The following is an 18,997-nucleotide window of genomic DNA, read 5'->3' on the forward strand; positions in this document are numbered from 1 at the left end:
CTCCTGCGGCGTTTGAATTCTGTGCGAACCATGCGTTCGCCTTTATTGAGCGCTTCGACAGCACCCTCAGTGATTGGTGCCAACGCCCAAACACTGTATTGCTCCGCTGCGCCCTTAATTTGACAAAGAGGCCGCGCGCGTTAGCGGGCAGCCTCTTCGGGGCGACAGCGGTTAACTGCCTTACTGCTTGCTGGCAGCCACCTGGGCAGCAACTTCTTCAGCGAAGTTGTCGACCGGCTTCTCGATGCCTTCGCCTACTTGGAAGCGGGTGAAGGAAACGATTTCAGCACCGGCTTTCTTGGCCAGAGCACCGACCTTGATTTCCGGATCCTTAACGAAGGCTTGCTCAACCAGACTGGCTTCAGCGAGGAACTTCTGGATACGGCCGCCAACCATCTTCTCGACGATTTCAGCCGGCTTGCCCTTGATCTTGTCTTCGTTCAGGCCCATAAACACGGCCTTCTCGCGCTCGATCGCTTCAGCAGAGACTTCAGTCGGCAGCAGGAACTCTGGATTGCTTGCCGCTACGTGCATGGCAATGTCTCTGGCCAGATCAGCGTCACCGCCTTTGAGGACGACCACAACACCGATCTTGTTGCCGTGCAGGTAAGCATTGACCACGTCACCTTCAACACGAGCCAGGCGACGAATGTTTACGTTTTCACCAACTTTAGCCACTAGGGCTTCGCGCGCCGATTCCTGGGAAGCGATCAGCGGAGCGGCGTCAGTCAGCTTCTCAGCGAACGCTTTGTCGATGCTGCTGGTAACGAAGTTCTTGAAGTCGTCCTGCAGAGCTAGGAAGTCAGTTTGCGAGTTGACCTCAAGGATCACGGCCGACTTGCCGTCTTCAGCCACTTTAACGCTGATAGCGCCTTCAGCAGCCACGTTGCCGGCTTTCTTGGCAGCTTTGATCGCGCCGGAAGCACGCATGTCGTCGATGGCTTTTTCGATGTCGCCGTCAGCCTTGGTCAAGGCCTTCTTGCAGTCCATCATGCCTTCGCCAGTACGCTCACGCAGTTCTTTTACCAACGCTGCAGTAATCTCTGCCATTTCAAAATCCTCTGGATAGGTTGTTAACCATTCCACCCGCTAAAAACGGGCGCTCAATTCGTAACGCATTGCCGACTATCCGCAGAAATAATTGCAACTGCACGTCGACAATGGTTTTAAAGGTGGCAAAAAGGGGGCTAGGCCCCCTTTTCGCAAACCAAGTAAACGCTATGCGCGCCTTACTTAGCCTTCAGCAGCTTCTGCAGCAGGGGCTTGCTCGACGAATTCGTCGGTGCCGCCATTTGCATTGTTACGAGCACGGATCACAGCATCAGCCATGGCACCCATGTACAGCTGGATGGCGCGAATGGCGTCATCGTTACCTGGGATGATGTAATCAACACCTTCCGGGCTGCTGTTGGTGTCAACGATGCCGATAACTGGGATACCCAGCTTGTTGGCTTCGGTGATAGCAATGCGCTCATGGTCAACGTCGATCACAAACAGAGCGTCTGGCAGACCGCCCATGTCCTTGATACCACCCAGGCTGCGATCCAGTTTTTCCAGATCACGGGTGCGCATCAGCGCTTCTTTCTTGGTCAGCTTGGTGAAAGTACCGTCCTGGGACTGAACTTCCAGATCACGCAGACGCTTGATCGAGGCACGGATGGTTTTGTAGTTAGTCAGCATGCCGCCCAACCAGCGATGATCGACGTACGGCGAACCGCAACGTGCTGCTTCTTCAGCAACGATCTTGCCAGCGGAGCGCTTGGTGCCGACGAACAGAATCTTGTTTTTGCCCGAAGCCAGCTTCTCAACGAACGACAGTGCGTCGTTGAACATTGGCAGGGTTTTTTCAAGGTTGATGATGTGAATCTTGTTACGCGCGCCGAAAATGTACTTACCCATTTTCGGGTTCCAGTAACGGGTCTGGTGACCGAAGTGCACACCGGCCTTCAGCATATCGCGCATAGTGACTTGGGACATGGTAGTTCCTTGATAAGTCGGGTTAGGCCTCCACGCATCCCGATCTCCAACCTTGCGAACATGTCGCAAAGCACCCAGGAAACCGTGCCGATACGTGTGTGGGTTTAAGCTTTCGAGCACACAGCCCGCAAAGCGGCGCGTTTTATACCATAGAATTCAGGCGTGAGCCACAACATCTACTGCCAGCCTGTGTGGCGCGCTTTACTTGGCGCTTATGGCTTGCGTCTGGTAGCTGTTAAGATGATGCCCTTTCTGTTCGCGTCCGAGAACCGCACATGACCGTCACTATCAAAACACCCGACGAAATCGAGAAAATGCGTGTAGCCGGTCGCCTGGCTGCCGACGTGCTGGAAATGATTGGCGAGCACGTCAAGCCCGGTGTCACCACCGAAGCGCTCGACCGCATCTGCCATGACTATATTGTCAACGTGCAGCAGGCCATCCCTGCTCCACTCAACTATAAAGGTTTCCCCAAGTCGATCTGCACCTCGGTCAACCACGTGGTATGCCACGGCATCCCCAATGACAAGCCATTGAAAGAAGGCGATGTCATCAACATCGACATCACCGTGATCAAGGATGGTTACCACGGCGATACAAGCAAGATGTTCATGGTAGGCAAAGTACCCGAGTGGGCCGAGCGCTTAGCTACCATCACTCAAGAGTGCCTGTATAAAGGCATTGAACTGGTCAAGCCGGGCACCCGCCTGGGCGACATCGGCGAAGTGATCCAGAAGCATGCCGAGAAGAATGGTTTCTCGGTGGTGCGCGAGTACTGCGGTCACGGCATTGGCGCGGTGTTCCACGAAGAGCCGCAAGTGCTGCACTACGGTCGCGCCGGCACCGGCATGGAGCTAGTAGAAGGCATGACCTTCACCATCGAGCCAATGATCAACCAAGGCCGTGCCGAAACCCGCACCCTGGGTGACGGCTGGACTGCCATCACCAAGGACCGCAAGCTCTCTGCCCAGTGGGAGCACACGCTCCTGGTGACGGCCAACGGCTACGAGATCTTCACCCTGCGCAGTGATGAAACCATCGCCCGCACCTCAGCCTAACCCCTCAACACATCTGCTTTATAGATAGAAGGAAGGCCGCAATGCCGCAGGTAGATCCCGAGCTGTTCGACCGCGGCCAGTTCAAGGCGGAGCTGGCCCTCAAGGCCAGCCCCATTGGGGCATTCAAGAAAGCCATCCGCCATGCACGCGAGGTGCTCGACGGGCGCTTCAAGAGTGGTCGTGACGTCCGGCGCCTGATCGAAGACCGCGCCTGGTTTGTCGACCAAATCTTGCGTGAAGCCTGGCAGCGCCTGCCCTGGAATGAAGACGCCGATATCGCCCTGCTGGCCGTCGGCGGCTACGGCCGTGGCGAGCTGCACCCCTTCTCTGACATCGACCTGCTGATCCTGCTCGATAACGCCGACCACGAAACCTTCCGCGAGCCGATTGAGCACTTCCTCACGCTGCTCTGGGACATCGGCTTGGAAGTCGGGCAAAGCGTACGCAGCGTGGACGAGTGCGCCGAAGAGGCGCGCGCCGACCTGACGATCATCACCAACCTGATGGAAAGCCGCACCATTGCCGGCCCGGAGCGCTTACGCCAGCGCATGCAAAGCGTCACCAGCACTGCACACATGTGGCCCAGCACAGAGTTCTTTGTCGCCAAACAGGCCGAGCAACGCAGCCGCCACAGCAAATACAACAACACCGAATATAACTTGGAGCCTAACGTCAAAGGCTCGCCAGGTGGCCTGCGGGACATCCAGACCATTCTCTGGATCGCCCGTCGGCATTTCGGCATGCTCAATCTCCACGCCATGGTCGGCCAGGGCTTTTTGCTGGAAGGTGAATACGCCCTACTGGCGTCCAGCAAAGAATTTCTCTGGAAAGTTCGTTACGCCCTACACATGCTGGCCGGGCGTGCCGAAGACCGCCTACTGTTCGACCACCAGGTCAAGGTGGCCGAGCTACTCGGCTTTAAAGAGCAGGACAACAAGCGCACCATCGAGCGCTTTATGCAGAAGTACTACCGCGTAGTGATGGCGATTGCCGAACTGAGCGACCTGATCATCCAACACTTTGACGAGCAGATACTGCGCGCCGGCGAAATCGCTCAGGCCACGCCCCTCAACAGTCGTTTTCAAGTGCGCAACGGCTACATCGAGGCGGTGCACCCGGGCATCTTCAAACGAACGCCTTTCGCGATTATGGAAATTTTTGTGGTCATGGCGCAGAACCCCGAGATTGAAGGGGTGTGCGCCGACACCATCCGTTTGCTACGCGACCATCGCTACCTGATTGATGATGATTTCCGTAACGACATCCGCAACACCAGCCTGTTTATCGAACTGTTCAAATGCAAAGAAGGTATCCATCGCAACCTGCGGCGGATGAACCGTTACGGCATTCTCGGCCTGTATCTGCCTGAATTCGGTCTGATTGTCGGGCAGATGCAGCACGACCTGTTCCACATCTACACGGTCGACGCACACACGCTTAACGTGATCAAACACCTGCGCAAGCTGACCAAGCCCGGTGTCGCCGAAAAATTCCCCCTGGCCAGCGAATTGGTCGGCAAGCTGCCCAAACCAGAGCTGATCTACCTGGCAGGTATCTATCACGACATTGGCAAAGGTCGTGGCGGTGATCATTCGGAGCTGGGGGCCGTGGATGCTGCCACCTTCTGCGCGCGCCACCAACTGCCTAAATGGGACTCCAAGCTGATTGCCTGGTTGGTACAAAGCCACCTGACCATGTCCACCACCGCGCAACGCAAAGACCTCTCCGACCCGCAAGTAATCTCTGACTTTGCCCACCTGGTCGGCGATCAGACACACCTGGATTACCTCTACGTGCTGACCGTGGCCGATATCAACGCGACGAATCCGAGCCTGTGGAATTCCTGGCGTGCCAGCCTGCTGCGCCAACTCTACACCGAGACCAAACGCGCACTGAACCGCGGCCTGGAAAACCCATTAGACCGCGAAGAGCAGATTCGCCTGACACAAGGCACCGCCCTGGACATTCTGGTACGCGGCGGCACCGATGCCGACGTCGCCGAACAACTGTGGGCGCAGCTGGGCGATGACTATTTCCTGCGCCATACAGCAGAAGATGTGGCCTGGCATACGCAGGCGATCATTAGCCACCCCAATGACGGCAACCCACTGGTGCTGATCAAAGAAACCACCCAGCGCGAGTTTGAAGGCGGCACGCAAATCTTTATCTACGCCGAAGACCAACATGATTTCTTTGCGGTAACGGTGGCGGCCATCGCCCAGCTCAACCTGAATATCCATGACGCACGCATTCTCACTTCCACCAGCCAGTTCACCCTCGACACCTATATCGTGCTGGAAAGTGAAGGCGGCTCGATTGGTGACAACCCCGCGCGAATCAGTGAAATTCGTCAGGGCCTGATCGACGTGCTGAAACACCCAGATAACTACCCCAGCATCATTCAGCGCCGCGTGCCGCGCCAGCTTAAGCATTTTGCTTTTGCCCCGCAGGTCACCATCCATAACGACGCCAACCGGCCAGTGACCGTACTGGAAGTGATTGCCCCGGATCGCCCCGGTCTGCTCGCACGCATCGGGAGAATCTTCTTAGACTTCGACTTGTCGCTGCAGAACGCCAAGATCGCCACCCTAGGCGAGCGGGTAGAGGACGTGTTCTTTGTGACCGACGCGAACAATCAGCCGCTGTCTGACCCTGAGCTGTGCGCCAACCTGCAAGCCACTATCGTGCGCAAGCTATCCGCGCCCAGCACCAACGAAAACCAGCCATCACAGCACATCATCTAAGCAACCTGGCGCGTGAGGTCGGGGCATGCCCCGCCTCACGTACTCAGCACTTTAGATGCGGAAGCTGTCCACCAGCTGCTTAAGTCGGCCAGCCTGTTGATCCAGTTCGGTACACGCACGCAGGCTGGCTTCCAAGTTGCGCACGCCATCCTGGTTCAACATGTTGATCTCGGTGATGTCCATGTTGAGGTTTTCGACCACCGAAGTTTGCTCCTCGGTAGCAGTGGCCACCGACTGATTCATGCCGTCGATCTCACCGATGCGCCGTGTCACGCTTTGCAGGTTTTCCCCGGCTTGCTTGCCGATACGCACACTGTCATCACTGAAGCGGCGGCTTTCGACCATAGTGTTCACCGCGTCCTGAGCGCCCATTTGCAGCTGTTCGATCATCTGCTGGATTTCCTGCGCTGAACTCTGGGTGCGCTGCGCCAGGTTACGCACCTCGTCCGCCACCACCGCAAAGCCACGTCCCGCCTCGCCGGCGCGAGCGGCTTCGATGGCGGCGTTTAGCGCCAACAAGTTGGTCTGCTCGGAGATGCCCTTGATCACATCAAGGATCTGGCCGATGTCGTTGCTCTTTTGGCTCAGGGTTTCGATGTGTGAACCGGCCACCTCAATCTTGCTCGACAGGTCACTCATTGCCCCCAGGGTTTTCTCGACCATTTGCTGGCTGCTTTCAGCGCCTTGGCGAGCGTCGCTGGCCTGAGTGGAGGCATCGGCGGCATTGCGCGCGATCTCCTGTGCGGCAGCGCCCAGCTCGTTGATCGCCGCCGCCACACTGTCGGTCCGCGCGGCCTGCTCACTGGAGTTATTCATCGACGCGTTGGACGCCTCAACTACCGTTCGCACGCGCTCATGCACTGCGCTGGTGGTGGACGCCACTTCGCGGATCGACTCGTGAATCCGCTCAACAAAACGGTTGAACGCCACCGCCAGCTCACCGAACTCGTCCAGCGAGCCAACCTGCAAGCGCTGGGTCAGGTCGCCCTCACCTTGGGCGATATCACCCATGGCGCGACTCATCACATGCAATGGCTGCAACAGAAAGCGAATCAGCAGCCCGAGCAGCAACAAAATCGCCGCCACACCAATAACCATCACCATCAACGCCGACAAACGGAACTCCTGCAGCGCGGCGTAGGCCTTGCTCTTGTCGACCGACAGGCCGACATACCAGCGCACGCCCTGCAGGTCTTGTACCGGAACAAAGGTGACCATACGCGCCGAGCCGTCGGCCGCCCGCACATCTTGCAGGGTATTACTCAGCGTTGGCTGGCTACCGGGGAACAGCTCTCCCAAACCTTTGAGCACCTGTTCGCGGTCCGAGTGGACCAGCACAGTGCCCTTGTCATCGACCAGGAAGGCATAACCCAGCCCGCCGAGGTCCAGCGAGTTAAGGATATTGTCGATGGTTTCCAGCTTCAGGTCGCCACCCACCACTCCCGCCAGCGCGCCATTACGGCGTACTGCACGGGTGATGGTGATCAACAAGCCATCGCGCGGGTCAGCCGCCAGGTAAGGCGCGGTCAGGCCGACGCCAGAACCCGCCTGGGCCATTTTGTACCAAGGGCGCTGGCGTGGGTCATAGCCGGCCGGTAAGTCACTGGCGGGGTATTGGATATAAGTGCCATCCGTTTCGCCGAGGTAGGCGTATAAAAAGGATGAAGCAATGCTGCGATGCTGAAGGCTCTTGCTGAGCGCGGCAGCATCGCCGCTGTCCTCCACCGTCTCGCCGAGCGAATCGAGCAGCAGAACGCGGCCATTGAGCCAGTGCTGAATATTGCCTGCCGAGACATTGCCCATGTCACGCAGGTAGTTCTCAAGGTTTTCGCGGATGGCGTTACGTTGCATGTAGTCGTTGTACAAGGCGAATGAGGCAAAGGCCGCAATCACCACCAACGACGCAGCCAGCATGATCTTGTGGCTGAATTTTAGGTTGCGCATTAATACTCTCGTTTAGCGGATCAGCAATAGACGTCCGGCTCTTTGGCCAGTAAGTCGACTATCGGTGCAACACACAGGGGCTTTAGTTAAAAAGGCAGGTACCACTTGCCCCAGACAAGGCACGGCATAGCGCCACACCATTGCCTCGCTTAGGCGGGGGCCGCAGCTCGACCAAGGCGGCGAAGGATTAGGCCGTAAATCAACCCCACAGAATTCTCTAAATGCGTCTTAACGTGCTAGTGTCGCGACCTTTTAAGCATTTCAGTAGCGACCTGTCATGAACCACGCCCTCGCCCATTTACAGCCCTACCCCTTTGAGAAGTTGCGTGCCCTGCTCGGCAGCCTCCCTGCGCCGAGCGGCAAAGCCCCAATTGCCCTGTCGATTGGCGAGCCCAAGCACCGCTCTCCGGATTTTGTCGCCGCCGCCCTCAGCGCCAGCCTCGATCAGCTCGCGGTGTACCCGACGACCCTCGGCATCCCGGCGCTGCGCGAAACCATTGCCGCCTGGTGCAGCCGCCGCTTCGGTTTGCCGGCCGGCGTACTCGACCCCGCGCGCCATGTATTGCCGGTCAACGGTACCCGTGAGGCGCTATTTGCGTTTACCCAGGCAGTGGTGCAGCGCGATGTCGAGGGCTTGGTGGTCAGCCCCAACCCCTTCTATCAAATCTATGAAGGCGCCGCCCTGCTCGCCGGTGCGCAACCGCATTACCTGCCGTGCTTGGAAGAACATGGTTTCAACCCAGATTTCGAGGCGGTCAGTGATGACGTCTGGCAGCGCTGCCAGATCCTCTTTCTCTGCTCGCCCGGCAACCCGACTGGCGCGTTGATTCCGCTCGAGACACTGAAAAAGCTGATCGCGCTGGCGGATAAATTCGACTTCGTGATTGCCGCCGACGAGTGCTACAGCGAGCTGTACTTCGATGAAGACAACCCGCCAGCTGGCCTGCTGAGTGCATGCGCGGAACTGGGCCGGCATGATTTTGCACGCTGCGTGGTGTTCCACAGCCTGTCCAAGCGCTCTAACCTGCCAGGCCTGCGCTCGGGCTTTGTCGCCGGCGACGCCGACATTCTGAAATCTTTCTTGCTCTACCGTACTTACCACGGCTGCGCCATGCCGGTACAAACCCAGCTGGCCAGCGTGGCTGCCTGGAGCGATGAAAATCACGTCAAAGCCAATCGCGAGCTCTACCGCGAGAAGTTTGACGCGGTGCTGGCGATTCTTGACGGCGTACTGGATGTACAGCGCCCGGACGGTGGCTTTTACCTGTGGGCTAGAACGCCGATAGACGATGAAACATTTACCCGCGAGCTGTTTACCCGCGAGCATGTCACTGTAGTGCCCGGTTCCTACCTGTCACGCAGCGTCGATGGACATAACCCAGGGGCTAATCGCGTGCGCATGGCCTTGGTTGCCCCACTGGCTGAATGCGTGGCCGCAGCTGAACGCATTCGTGACTTTGCAAAGGGTTTGCCTGCATGAACAAGACCCTGTTCGGCATCAAAGCCTGCGACACCATGAAGAAAGCCCGCACCTGGCTCGACGAGCACGGGGTAAGCTATGCCTTTCATGATTACAAAGCCTGCGGCATCGACCGCGGCAACCTGGAAAAGTGGTGCAACGAGCATGGTTGGGAAGTCGTCCTGAACCGCGCAGGCACCACTTTCCGCAAGCTGGATGAGGCGCAGAAAAGCGACCTCAACCAGGACAAGGCGATCGAACTGATGCTCGCCCAACCGTCGATGATCAAACGCCCCGTGCTCGATCTCGGCAACAAGACCCTGGTCGGCTTTAAGCCCGACCGTTATACCGCCGAGCTGGCTTGACCACTCGGCCTACGCGAATTTGCGTTAAGGAAAACAACATGAGCACAACTCTATTTAGCTTGGCCTTCGGCGTTGGCACCCAGAATCGTCAGGGCACCTGGCTGGAAGTCTTCTACGCCCAGCCGTTGCTCAATCCGGCCAGCGAACTGGTCGCCAAAGTGGTCGCCCAACTCGGTTACCAGGGTGGCAACCAGACCATCGCGCTCAGCAATAGCCAAGCGAGCGACCTGGCCGAAGCCTTGAAAAATGTAGATACGACGCAAGCAGCACTGCTCACTCGCCTGGCCGAAAGCCAGAAGCCGTTGGTCGCCACCCTGCTGGCTGAGGACGCGCCCCTGACCAGCACTCCAGAGGCTTATCTCAAGCTGCACCTGTTGTCGCATCGCCTGGTTAAGCCGCACGGCCTGAACCTCACCGGCATCTTCCCGCTGCTGCCGAACGTGGCCTGGACCAACCAAGGCGCCATCGACCTCGCTGAACTGGCTGAGCGTCAACTGGAAGCACGCTTGAAGGGCTATTTGCTGGAGGTCTCTTCGGTGGACAAGTTCCCAAAAATGACCGACTACGTGGTGCCCGCTGGCGTGCGTATCGCTGACAGCGCGCGCATTCGCTTGGGTGCCTACGTGGGCGAAGGCACCACCGTGATGCACGAAGGCTTTGTTAACTTCAACGCTGGTACTGCAGGCCCAGGCATGATCGAAGGCCGCGTGTCCGCGGGCGTCTTCGTCGGCAAGGGTTCGGACTTGGGCGGTGGCTGCTCGACCATGGGCACCCTGTCCGGTGGCGGCAATATTGTCATCTCCGTGGGCGAAGGCTGCCTGATCGGTGCCAATGCCGGTATCGGCATTCCATTGGGCGACCGCAATACCGTGGAGTCGGGTCTGTACCTCACCGCCGGCACCAAGGTGGCGCTGCTGGATGCCGACAACAATCTGGTTAAGGTACTCAAGGCCCGTGAACTGGCCGGCCAGCCGGACCTGCTGTTCCGCCGTAACTCGCAAAGCGGCGCCGTGGAGTGCAAAACCCACAAGTCGGCTATTGAGCTGAATGAAGCCCTGCACGCGCACAACTAAAAAGTTGGTTTAACGCGGCTACGCTCGCCCATACTGCGTTGCACTAAGGCTCGGACGCTCATTTACACCAGTAAACTCCGCGTCCTCGCCTTATTGCGCCTTGTCTGGGCTTCGCTCGCAACGCGTTAAACCCAACTTTTAGCCGCCAGATAAACGCTGAAAACACCATGCCACTGATCTCCCCCTGGCGCGCTGACTTCCCTGGCATCTTGGCCCTTGAGGCTGAAGGCCAAACCTATCTCGACAGCGCCGCCACCGCACAAAAACCCCAGGCCATGCTCGATGCCCTGCTTGGCTATTACGCCGGCGGCGCCGCCAACGTGCATCGCGCCCAGCACCTGCCGGGTGAACGCGCCACCCGCGCTTTCGAAGCCTCGCGAGAAAAGGCCGCGCGCTGGCTCAATGCCCCTGATACGCAGCAGCTGATCTTCACCCGCAGCGCCACCGAGGCCTTCAACCTGCTGGCTTACGGCCTGGAGCAGCACTTCCAGGCGGGCGATGAAATCGTCATCAGCGCCTTGGAGCACCACGCCAACCTCTTGCCCTGGCAACAACTGGCGCTGCGCCGCCAGCTCAAATTGGTGGTATTGCCACTGGCTAGCGATGGCCTGATCGACCTGACGCAAGCCGCGCAGTTGATCGGCCCGCGCACCCGTCTGCTGGCGGTTAGTCAGCTGTCCAATGTGCTCGGTTGTTGGCAGCCGCTTGAGCCGTTGCTGGCGCTGGCACAGGCGCAAGGTGCTCTGACCGTGGTGGACGGCACGCAAGGCGTGGTGCACGGCCGCCATGATGTGCAGGCGCTGGGCTGCGATTTCTATGTCTGCTCCAGCCACAAGCTCTATGGCCCGGACGGCGTCGGCTTGCTTTACGGTCGCACGCACGCCCTGCAACAGCTGGCGCACTGGCAGTTTGGTGGCGAGATGCTGCTGCATACCGACTACGCCTGCGCCACCTTCCGCGCCGCACCACTGGGCTTTGAGGCCGGCACACCGCCGATTGCCGCAGTGATCGCTCTCGGCGCCAGCCTGGATTACTTGAATAGCCTCGATGCTCACGCCGTTAACATCCATGAACTCGCCCTGCATGCCGAGTTGCTTAACGGCCTGCAGCAGCGCCAAGGCGTGCGCTTGCTCGGCGCGCCTAACGTCGCCCTGGCCAGTTTCGTAGTCGAGGGCGTGCATCATGCCGATCTCGCTCACCTGCTCACCGAGCAAGGCATTGCCGTGCGCGCCGGCCATCATTGCGCCATGCCTTTGCTGCAAGGCTTTGGCTTAAGCGGCGCAATCCGCGTGTCTTTGGGGCTGTACAACGACGGCGCTGATGTGCAGCGCTTTTTTACCGCGCTGGACCAAGCCTTGGAGCTGTTGCAGTGAGCTTGCCCAGCGGTGCCCAAGCCGCACTGGACGCCTTCAGCGCCTGCCAGGGCTGGGAACAACGCGCTCGTTTGCTGATGCAGTGGGGCGAGCAGCTGGCGCCACTCAGCGAAAGCGAACGCTGTGAAAGCAATCGAGTGGCAGGCTGCGAAAGTCAGGTCTGGCTGCTGGCCGAGCGTAACGGCGAGCACTGGCAGTTTCGCGCCAGCAGTGATGCACGCCTTTTGCGCGGCTTGCTCGCTCTACTATTGGCACGCGCTAACGACCTGCCTCAGCGCGAACTGACACAGCTGGACCTGCCAGACTGGTTTGCTCAGCTCGGCCTGGCGCGGCACCTATCACCCTCACGCAGCAATGGCTTGCAGGCCGTGCTCACACGCATGCAGCAGCTACTGACAACAGACGACTAAGGTTCAGTCGAAGGCTGATCCGAGTCGCCGGCATACAACGCCTGCTGCAAACGCTGCAGCTCACCGCTCGCGGCCAAGCGGCGTAAGCCGACATTGAACACTTCACGCAACTGATTGGCCCGAGCATCGTTCTTACGAAACAGCAGATGCAGCGTTTCGCTATTCAAAATCCGCGGGTGATGGCTGATCTGAGCGCGCTCGGCCGGCGAGAACAAGCGGCGCAACATGGCATAACCCACGGCCCGATCCTGCGGATAAAAATCCACCCGACCTAGCCTCAGCAAGCGTAAGGCAGTGCCTTCTTTACCGCCTTGATCCACCTGGAGCTGACCAGCCTCTAGGGCCGCATCGAACTGCGGGCCATAGGAATAACCATGCGTGGTGGCAATGCGAAACGCCTTGAGGTCGTCGATATGCGCCCAACTCAGCTGTTGATCGGCTCGCTGGAACAGCACTATCTCCCCCCGCACCACAGGATCACTGCAAGCGCTGATTCGCCGCCGTTGTGCTGAACAGGAATATGGCATCACCGCATCCAAGTTACCCTGCTCCAGCATCAGCAAGTTGCGTTCCCACGGGTAGTAGATGTACTCGACCCGGTAGCCCGCCGCGTTGAATATATCGCGCGTTAACTTTGCCAGCGCGCCGCCATCAGCGCGTTGCTGATCGACATAGGGCACCCAGTCACCCGTTCCGATGCGCACAGCCGGATGGGCACTGACACCCAGACACGTACACAGGAGCGCAAGCGGCGGTAGGTAACGCAGGGCAAGCTTTGACACATGACGCAGCAGGGACAACACAACACACCTCAATGGATAACCACCAGCCATCCCTGCTGAACATCGACCGAATCGGTCATTCCTTGCCACTTAGCTAGCCCCCTTAAACTGAGGGCAGTCGCTCCGCGGGTCGCCGCGCGCCAGCCACCAGTTTGTCGACAATCCGCGCGGCCGCGACCATGCCAAAGGTCGCGGTGACCATCATCACTGCGCCAAAACCGCCGGCACAGTCGAGCTTGACCCCTTCACCGAGAAAACCCTTGTACTGACACACCGTGCCATCGGGCTTCGGGTAGCGCAGCTGCTCGCTGGAGTACACACACGGCACGCTGTAGGTGCGCCCCGGTGTGCGTGAGAAGCCGTAATCGCGACGCAAGGTGGAGCGCACTTTGGAAGCCAGCGGGTCGTTCCAGGTTTTATTTAAGTCGCAGACCTGAATTTGCATGGGATCGATCTGCCCACCCGCACCGCCGGTGGTGATGACTTGGATTTTGCGCCGTTTACACCAAGCGATCAGCGCGGCCTTGGCGTTAACGCTGTCGATGCAATCGATCACTGCATCCAGCTGCACGGTGATGTACTCGGCCATGGTCTCGCGGGTGACGAAATCTGCCACCGCATGCACCTCACAGGCCGGATTAATGCCGCGAATACGCGCCGCCATCACCTCAACCTTGGCTTGCCCAACGGTGCTGTCGAGCGCATGCAGCTGACGGTTGCTGTTGCTCACGCACACGTCATCCAAATCAAACAGTGAAATCTCACCCACCCCGGAACGCGCCAAGGCTTCCGCCGCCCAGGAGCCGACACCACCAATACCGACCACCGCCACATGGGCAGCCGCCAACCGTTCAGCCCCTTGCTGGCCATATAAACGAGCAATTCCGGCAAAGCGTTGTTCATCCACAGGCATTCTTGTCTCTCACACGCCATAAGCGGCGCGCATTATAGGTAGCCGGGAAGCTGCGCCCAAGCGCTGTGTTGGCCCAGCAGCTGCTTAACCGATGAACAGCAATAGCACATAGCCAGCAAAGGAACCTTCAAGGCTAGCCCCCGTCCCATCGATAGACCCACTGGGCGAGCTATACAGCCTTATGACGGCGGCGTAGCATGCGCCACCCGACGCCCGTCGACCTTACTGCCTCTTCGCTGGACCTGCTCACTATGCCTTCGCGTAAGTTTGGACTGAACCTGGTCATGTTCCTGGCGATTGCCGCCTTGTTTACCGGTATCTGGGCGCTGTACAACCGTCCGGTCACCGCCCCTGATTGGCCAGAGCAGGTCTCTGGTTTTTCTTTCTCGCCCTTCCGCGCCGGGCAAAACCCGCAGAAAGACACCTACCCCAGCGACGCGCAAATGCGTGAGGATCTGGAGCTACTGAGCAGCCAGACGGACAACATCCGCACCTACTCGGTGGACGGCCCCCTGGGTACGATTCCCCAGCTGGCTGAAGAGTTCGGTCTACGCGTAACGCTGGGCATCTGGATCAGCCCAGACCTGGCGCGTAACGAGCGAGAAATCAGCAAGGCCATCGACATTGCCAATAACTCGCGCAGCGTGGTGCGCGTAGTGGTCGGTAACGAGGCGCTATTCCGCAAGGAAGTGACACCAGAAGCATTGATTGCCTACATCGACCGCGTGCGTGCGGCGGTCAAGGTGCCAGTCACCACCTCCGAGCAGTGGCACATCTGGCAGGAATACCCCGAGCTGGCGGCGCACACTGACCTGATCGCCGCTCACGTTCTGCCCTACTGGGAGTTTGTGCCAATGGCGGACTCCACCGACTTCGTCCTCGAACGCGCCAAGGACCTGAAAAAACTCTTCCCGAAAAAACCCTTGCTGCTCTCGGAAGTCGGCTGGCCGAGTAACGGCCGCATGCGCGGAGGCGCTGACGCGTCACAAGCAGACCAAGCCATCTACCTACGCACCCTGGTCAATGCGCTGAACGCCAAAGGCTACAACTACTTCGTCATCGAAGCCTTCGACCAGCCGTGGAAGGCCAGCGATGAGGGCTCAGTCGGCGCCTACTGGGGCGTCTACAACCTCGACCGTCAGGCCAAGTTCGCCTTCGAAGGTCCAGTGGTCGCCATCCCGCAGTGGCGCTTGCTGGCTATCGGCTCGGTGGTATTGGCACTGCTCAGCCTGGCGTTAATGCTGATCGACGGCAGCGCCCTGCGCCAACGCGGCCGCACCTTCCTGACCTTTGTCGCGTTTGCCGGCGGCTCCGCCCTGGTGTGGATCGGCTACGACTACAGTCAGCAATACAGCACCTGGTTCAGCATTCTGGTTGGCATGCTGCTGGGTATCGGCGCCTTCGGCGTGTTTATCGTGCTGCTCACCGAAGCCCATGAGCTGGCAGAAACCGCGTGGACCCGCACCCGGCGCCGGCCATTCCAGCCAGTGGACAGCGACAGCGCCTACCGGCCCAAAGTGTCGATCCACGTGCCCTGCTACAACGAGCCGCCAGAGATGGTCAAACAGACCCTCGACGCCCTCGCCGCGCTGGATTACCCAGATTTTGAAGTCATCATTATCGATAACAACACCAAGGACCCCGCCGTTTGGGAGCCCGTGCAAGCCTACTGCGAGGTGCTAGGCCCACGTTTCCGCTTCTTCCACGTGTCGCCGATTGCAGGCTTCAAAGGCGGCGCACTCAATTACATCCTGCCGCACACCGCCGCGGACGCCGAAGTGGTGGCAGTGATCGATGCCGATTACTGCGTCGATAAAAACTGGCTGAAGTTTATGGTGCCGCACTTCAGCGACCCGAAAATCGCCGTGGTGCAGTCACCGCAGGATTACCGCGACGGCAACGAAAATATCTTCAAGAAGCTCTGCTACGCCGAGTACAAAGGCTTCTTCCATATCGGCATGGTTACTCGCAACGACCGCAACGCGATCATCCAGCACGGCACCATGACCATGATCCGGCGCACCGTGATGGACGAGTTAAAGTGGGCCGACTGGACCATCTGCGAAGACGCTGAGTTGGGCCTGCGCGTGTTCGAGAAGGGTTATTCCGCCGCTTATGCCCACCAAAGCTTCGGTCGCGGACTAATGCCGGACACCTTTATCGACTACAAAAAACAGCGTTTCCGCTGGGCTTACGGTTCCATTCAAATCATGAAGGGCCACGCACGCAGCCTATTCATGGGTAAAGGCACCGAACTCAAGACCGGTCAGCGCTATCACTTCGTCGCCGGTTGGCTGCCGTGGGTGGCTGACGGTCTGAACATCTTCTTTACCGCCGGCGCGTTGCTCTGGTCGGCGGCGATGATCATCGTTCCGCAGCGGGTCGACCCGCCGCTGATGATCTTCGCCATTCCGCCGCTGGCGCTGTTCTTCTTCAAGTTCGGCAAAATCATGTTTCTTTACCGCAAGGCCATGGGCGTCGATCTGGTGCGCTCGTTCCAGGCGGCCATCGCTGGCTTGGCGCTGTCGCACACCATCGCCAAAGCGGTGTTGTACGGCACCTTCACTAAAACCATCCCATTTTTTCGCACGCCGAAAATGGCCACTAATCACGGCATCTTGGTGGCCCTGGCCGAGGCCCGCGAAGAAGTCTTTATCATGTTGCTGCTATGGGGTTCAGCCGCTGGCATCAGCATCGTGCAAGGCCTGCCTAGCGCCGATGTGAAGTTCTGGGTGGCCATGCTGCTGGTCCAATCGCTGCCCTACCTGGCGGCGTTGATCATGGCGCTGCTGTCGTCATTGCCCGCGCCGCAGAAAAATGCGCAGCCAACGCTTAACAACAGCTGATTGCAGGGTTACCTGCATGCCAGACGGCGGCCAATGGCCGCCGTTTTGCTTTAAGATGACGGCCTTTCCGCATGACGCCGCCTTGGAGCCGCAATGACCGCCAACGCCACGCCCCTCTCCCCGACGCTGGAGCTTGCCTGCGAGCTGATCCGCCGCCCGTCCGTCACGCCGCTCGACGAAGGCTGTCAGGAACAGATGACACGCCGCCTGGCGGCTTGCGGTTTCACCATCGAGCCGATGCGCATCGAGGAAGTGGACAACTTCTGGGCCACCCACGGCAGCAACGACGGCCCCGTGCTGTGCTTTGCCGGGCATACCGATGTGGTACCAACCGGCCCGGTGCAGAGCTGGCAGCATCAGCCCTTCGAAGCCCTGATTGATGAACAAGGCATGCTCTGCGGCCGTGGCGCGGCGGACATGAAAGGCAGCCTGGCGTCGATGATTATTGCCGTTGAGCGCTTCGTTGCTGAGTACCCGAACCACAAGGGCCGCATCGCCTTTCTGATCACCAGCGACGAAGAAGGCCCCGCACACCATGGCACCAAGGCTGTGGTCGAGCGTCTGCGTGAGCGTAATGAGCGGCTGGACTGGTGCATCGTCGGCGAACCCTCGAGCACCACCTTGGTTGGCGATGTGGTGAAAAACGGTCGCCGTGGCTCGCTCGGCTGTACCCTCACCGTGCGCGGCAAGCAGGGCCACGTCGCCTACCCACACCTGGCCCGTAACCCGATCCACCTGGCCACACCAGCGCTGGCCGAACTGGCCGCCGAACATTGGGACGAAGGCAATGCGTTCTTCCCGCCGACCAGCTTCCAGGTCTCCAACCTAAATGCCGGCACGGGCGCGACCAACGTCATCCCCGGCGAACTGAAAGCGGTATTCAACTTCCGCTTCTCCACTGAATCCACAGTCGAAGGCCTGCAACAGCGGGTCGACGCTATTCTGGGCAAACATGGCCTGGACTATCACCTGGACTGGGCGCTTTCCGGCATGCCGTTTCTCACCGAGCCCGGTGCATTGCTCGACGGCGTAGCCGCTAGCATCAAAACCGTCACCGGTCGCGATACCAAACCGTCCACCAGCGGCGGCACCTCCGATGGCCGTTTTATCGCCACCCTCGGCACCCAAGTCGTCGAGCTTGGCCCGGTCAACGCGACTATCCACCAGATTGACGAGCGCGTGCTGGCCAGCGATCTGGATGTGCTGACTGAAATCTATTATCAAACCCTGGTGAACCTGCTCGCATGAGCCTGATCTGTCCCATTTGCCATGGCGCACTGAGCCTCGTCGACAACGGCGTGGCGTGCCCGGCCAATCATCGTTTCGACCGCGCGCGCCAGGGTTATCTCAACCTATTGCCCGTGCAGCACAAGAACAGCCGCGACCCTGGCGACAATGCCGCCATGGTCGAAGCGCGTCGGCGCTTCCTCGATGGCGGTCACTACGCGCCACTGGCCAAGCGCCTGGCCGAGCTGGCAGCAAGCTATAACCCGGCGCGCTGGCTGGATATCGGCTGCGGTGAGGGTTATTACACCCGCCAACTCGCCGATGCCCTGCCACAAGCAGAAGGCTATGCCCTAGACATCTCTCGGGAAGCGATCAAACGCGGCTGCAAGCGCGCACCGCAGCTCAATTGGCTGGTAGCGAGCATGGCCCGCGTACCGCTAAGTGACGCCAGCTGCCAGCTGCTCGCCAGCGTATTCAGTCCGCTCGACTGGCAGGAAGCCAAACGCCTGCTCGCCCCCGGCGGCGGACTGCTGCGCATGGGGCCGACCCGTGGCCACCTGATGGAGCTGCGCCAGAGTCTCTATGACGAAGTGCGTGACTATGATGATCAGAAGCACCTGGAGCTGATCCCCGAGGGCATGCGCCTGGCGCACAGCGAAACCTTAACGTTTAACCTGCAACTGGATAGCAGCGAAGCCCGTGCCGACCTGCTGGCCATGACCCCACACGGTTGGCGCGCCAGCGCCGAACGCCGCGCCGCAGTGATTGCTCAACCCTGTGCAGTGACCGTTGCCATCCGCTACGACTGGATCGAGAAGCTATGACC

General features: G+C 59.4%; 15 protein-coding genes and 1 pseudogene. 10 read left to right on the plus strand and 6 right to left on the minus strand.

Annotated elements, in window-relative coordinates:
* Positions 1-180: 180 nt before the first annotated feature.
* A complete protein-coding gene (tsf, locus tag BMZ32_RS02010; RefSeq protein ID WP_090238883.1) occupies positions 181-1,050 on the minus strand; it encodes a translation elongation factor Ts in 870 nt (289 codons plus the stop codon).
* 183 nt (positions 1,051-1,233) lie between these two features.
* Positions 1,234-1,977 (minus strand): 30S ribosomal protein S2, encoded by a 744-nt coding sequence (gene rpsB / locus BMZ32_RS02015; protein ID WP_090238886.1) that lies wholly within the window; start codon positions 1,975-1,977, stop codon positions 1,234-1,236.
* A gap of 275 nt (positions 1,978-2,252) precedes the next feature.
* Between rpsB and map the strand changes: the two genes are divergently transcribed.
* Both map and BMZ32_RS02025 read left to right on the plus strand, forming a co-directional pair.
* Positions 2,253-3,035, plus strand: a complete 783-nt coding sequence (gene map, locus BMZ32_RS02020) for a type I methionyl aminopeptidase (protein WP_090238889.1) — start codon at positions 2,253-2,255, stop codon at positions 3,033-3,035.
* Positions 3,036-3,076: 41 nt separating this feature from the next.
* A complete protein-coding gene (locus tag BMZ32_RS02025) occupies positions 3,077-5,779 on the plus strand; it encodes a [protein-PII] uridylyltransferase (protein WP_090238892.1) in 2,703 nt (900 codons plus the stop codon).
* Between the two features lie 51 nt (positions 5,780-5,830).
* Here BMZ32_RS02025 and BMZ32_RS19700 read toward each other — a convergent pair whose 3' ends face one another.
* Positions 5,831-6,595, minus strand: a complete 765-nt coding sequence (locus tag BMZ32_RS19700; RefSeq protein WP_425272859.1) for a methyl-accepting chemotaxis protein — start codon at positions 6,593-6,595, stop codon at positions 5,831-5,833.
* Positions 6,596-6,685: 90 nt separating this feature from the next.
* Positions 6,686-7,723: pseudogene (locus BMZ32_RS19705) on the minus strand (HAMP domain-containing protein); the annotation flags it as partial.
* Between the two features lie 277 nt (positions 7,724-8,000).
* On the opposite strand from BMZ32_RS19705, the gene dapC reads away from it, so the two are divergent.
* From dapC to BMZ32_RS02055, 5 genes are all read left to right on the plus strand, one after another.
* On the plus strand, positions 8,001-9,203 hold the full coding sequence (dapC, locus tag BMZ32_RS02035) for a succinyldiaminopimelate transaminase (protein ID WP_090238898.1): 1,203 nt from the start codon (positions 8,001-8,003) through the stop codon (positions 9,201-9,203).
* Positions 9,200-9,547 (plus strand): ArsC family reductase, encoded by a 348-nt coding sequence (locus BMZ32_RS02040; RefSeq protein ID WP_090238901.1) that lies wholly within the window; start codon positions 9,200-9,202, stop codon positions 9,545-9,547. Before dapC ends, BMZ32_RS02040 begins: the two co-directional genes overlap by 4 nt.
* 38 nt (positions 9,548-9,585) lie before the next feature.
* Positions 9,586-10,620, plus strand: coding sequence for a 2,3,4,5-tetrahydropyridine-2,6-dicarboxylate N-succinyltransferase (dapD, locus tag BMZ32_RS02045; RefSeq protein WP_090238904.1), 1,035 nt, complete (start codon positions 9,586-9,588; stop codon positions 10,618-10,620).
* 167 nt (positions 10,621-10,787) lie between these two features.
* On the plus strand, positions 10,788-11,993 hold the full coding sequence (locus BMZ32_RS02050; RefSeq protein ID WP_090238910.1) for an aminotransferase class V-fold PLP-dependent enzyme: 1,206 nt from the start codon (positions 10,788-10,790) through the stop codon (positions 11,991-11,993).
* Positions 11,990-12,403, plus strand: a complete 414-nt coding sequence (locus BMZ32_RS02055; protein ID WP_090238913.1) for a SufE family protein — start codon at positions 11,990-11,992, stop codon at positions 12,401-12,403. Before BMZ32_RS02050 ends, BMZ32_RS02055 begins: the two co-directional genes overlap by 4 nt.
* Here the strand turns inward: BMZ32_RS02055 and BMZ32_RS02060 are convergent.
* Positions 12,400-13,203 (minus strand): substrate-binding periplasmic protein, encoded by an 804-nt coding sequence (locus tag BMZ32_RS02060; RefSeq protein ID WP_244153908.1) that lies wholly within the window; start codon positions 13,201-13,203, stop codon positions 12,400-12,402. The two genes, BMZ32_RS02055 and BMZ32_RS02060, sit on opposite strands and share 4 nt — an antisense overlap.
* An 85-nt stretch (positions 13,204-13,288) precedes the next feature.
* A complete protein-coding gene (tcdA, locus tag BMZ32_RS02065) occupies positions 13,289-14,098 on the minus strand; it encodes a tRNA cyclic N6-threonylcarbamoyladenosine(37) synthase TcdA (RefSeq protein ID WP_090238921.1) in 810 nt (269 codons plus the stop codon).
* Positions 14,099-14,349: 251 nt separating this feature from the next.
* Here tcdA and BMZ32_RS02070 point away from each other — a divergent pair, with 251 nt between their 5' ends.
* The 3 genes from BMZ32_RS02070 to BMZ32_RS02080 all read left to right on the plus strand — a co-directional run bounded on the left by BMZ32_RS02070 (position 14,350) and on the right by BMZ32_RS02080 (position 18,995).
* Positions 14,350-16,944 carry a glycosyltransferase gene (locus BMZ32_RS02070; RefSeq protein WP_090241496.1) on the plus strand — a complete coding sequence of 865 codons (2,595 nt, stop codon included), beginning with the start codon at positions 14,350-14,352 and terminating at the stop codon, positions 16,942-16,944.
* 93 nt (positions 16,945-17,037) lie between these two features.
* Entirely contained in the window at positions 17,038-18,192 is a 1,155-nt protein-coding gene (gene dapE, locus BMZ32_RS02075) for a succinyl-diaminopimelate desuccinylase (RefSeq protein ID WP_090238925.1), read from the plus strand.
* Positions 18,189-18,995, plus strand: a complete 807-nt coding sequence (locus BMZ32_RS02080) for a putative RNA methyltransferase (protein WP_090238929.1) — start codon at positions 18,189-18,191, stop codon at positions 18,993-18,995. Before dapE ends, BMZ32_RS02080 begins: the two co-directional genes overlap by 4 nt.
* Positions 18,996-18,997 lie beyond the last annotated feature (2 nt).

This window comes from Pseudomonas guineae, assembly GCF_900113745.1.
Classification (GTDB): domain Bacteria; phylum Pseudomonadota; class Gammaproteobacteria; order Pseudomonadales; family Pseudomonadaceae; genus Aquipseudomonas; species Aquipseudomonas guineae.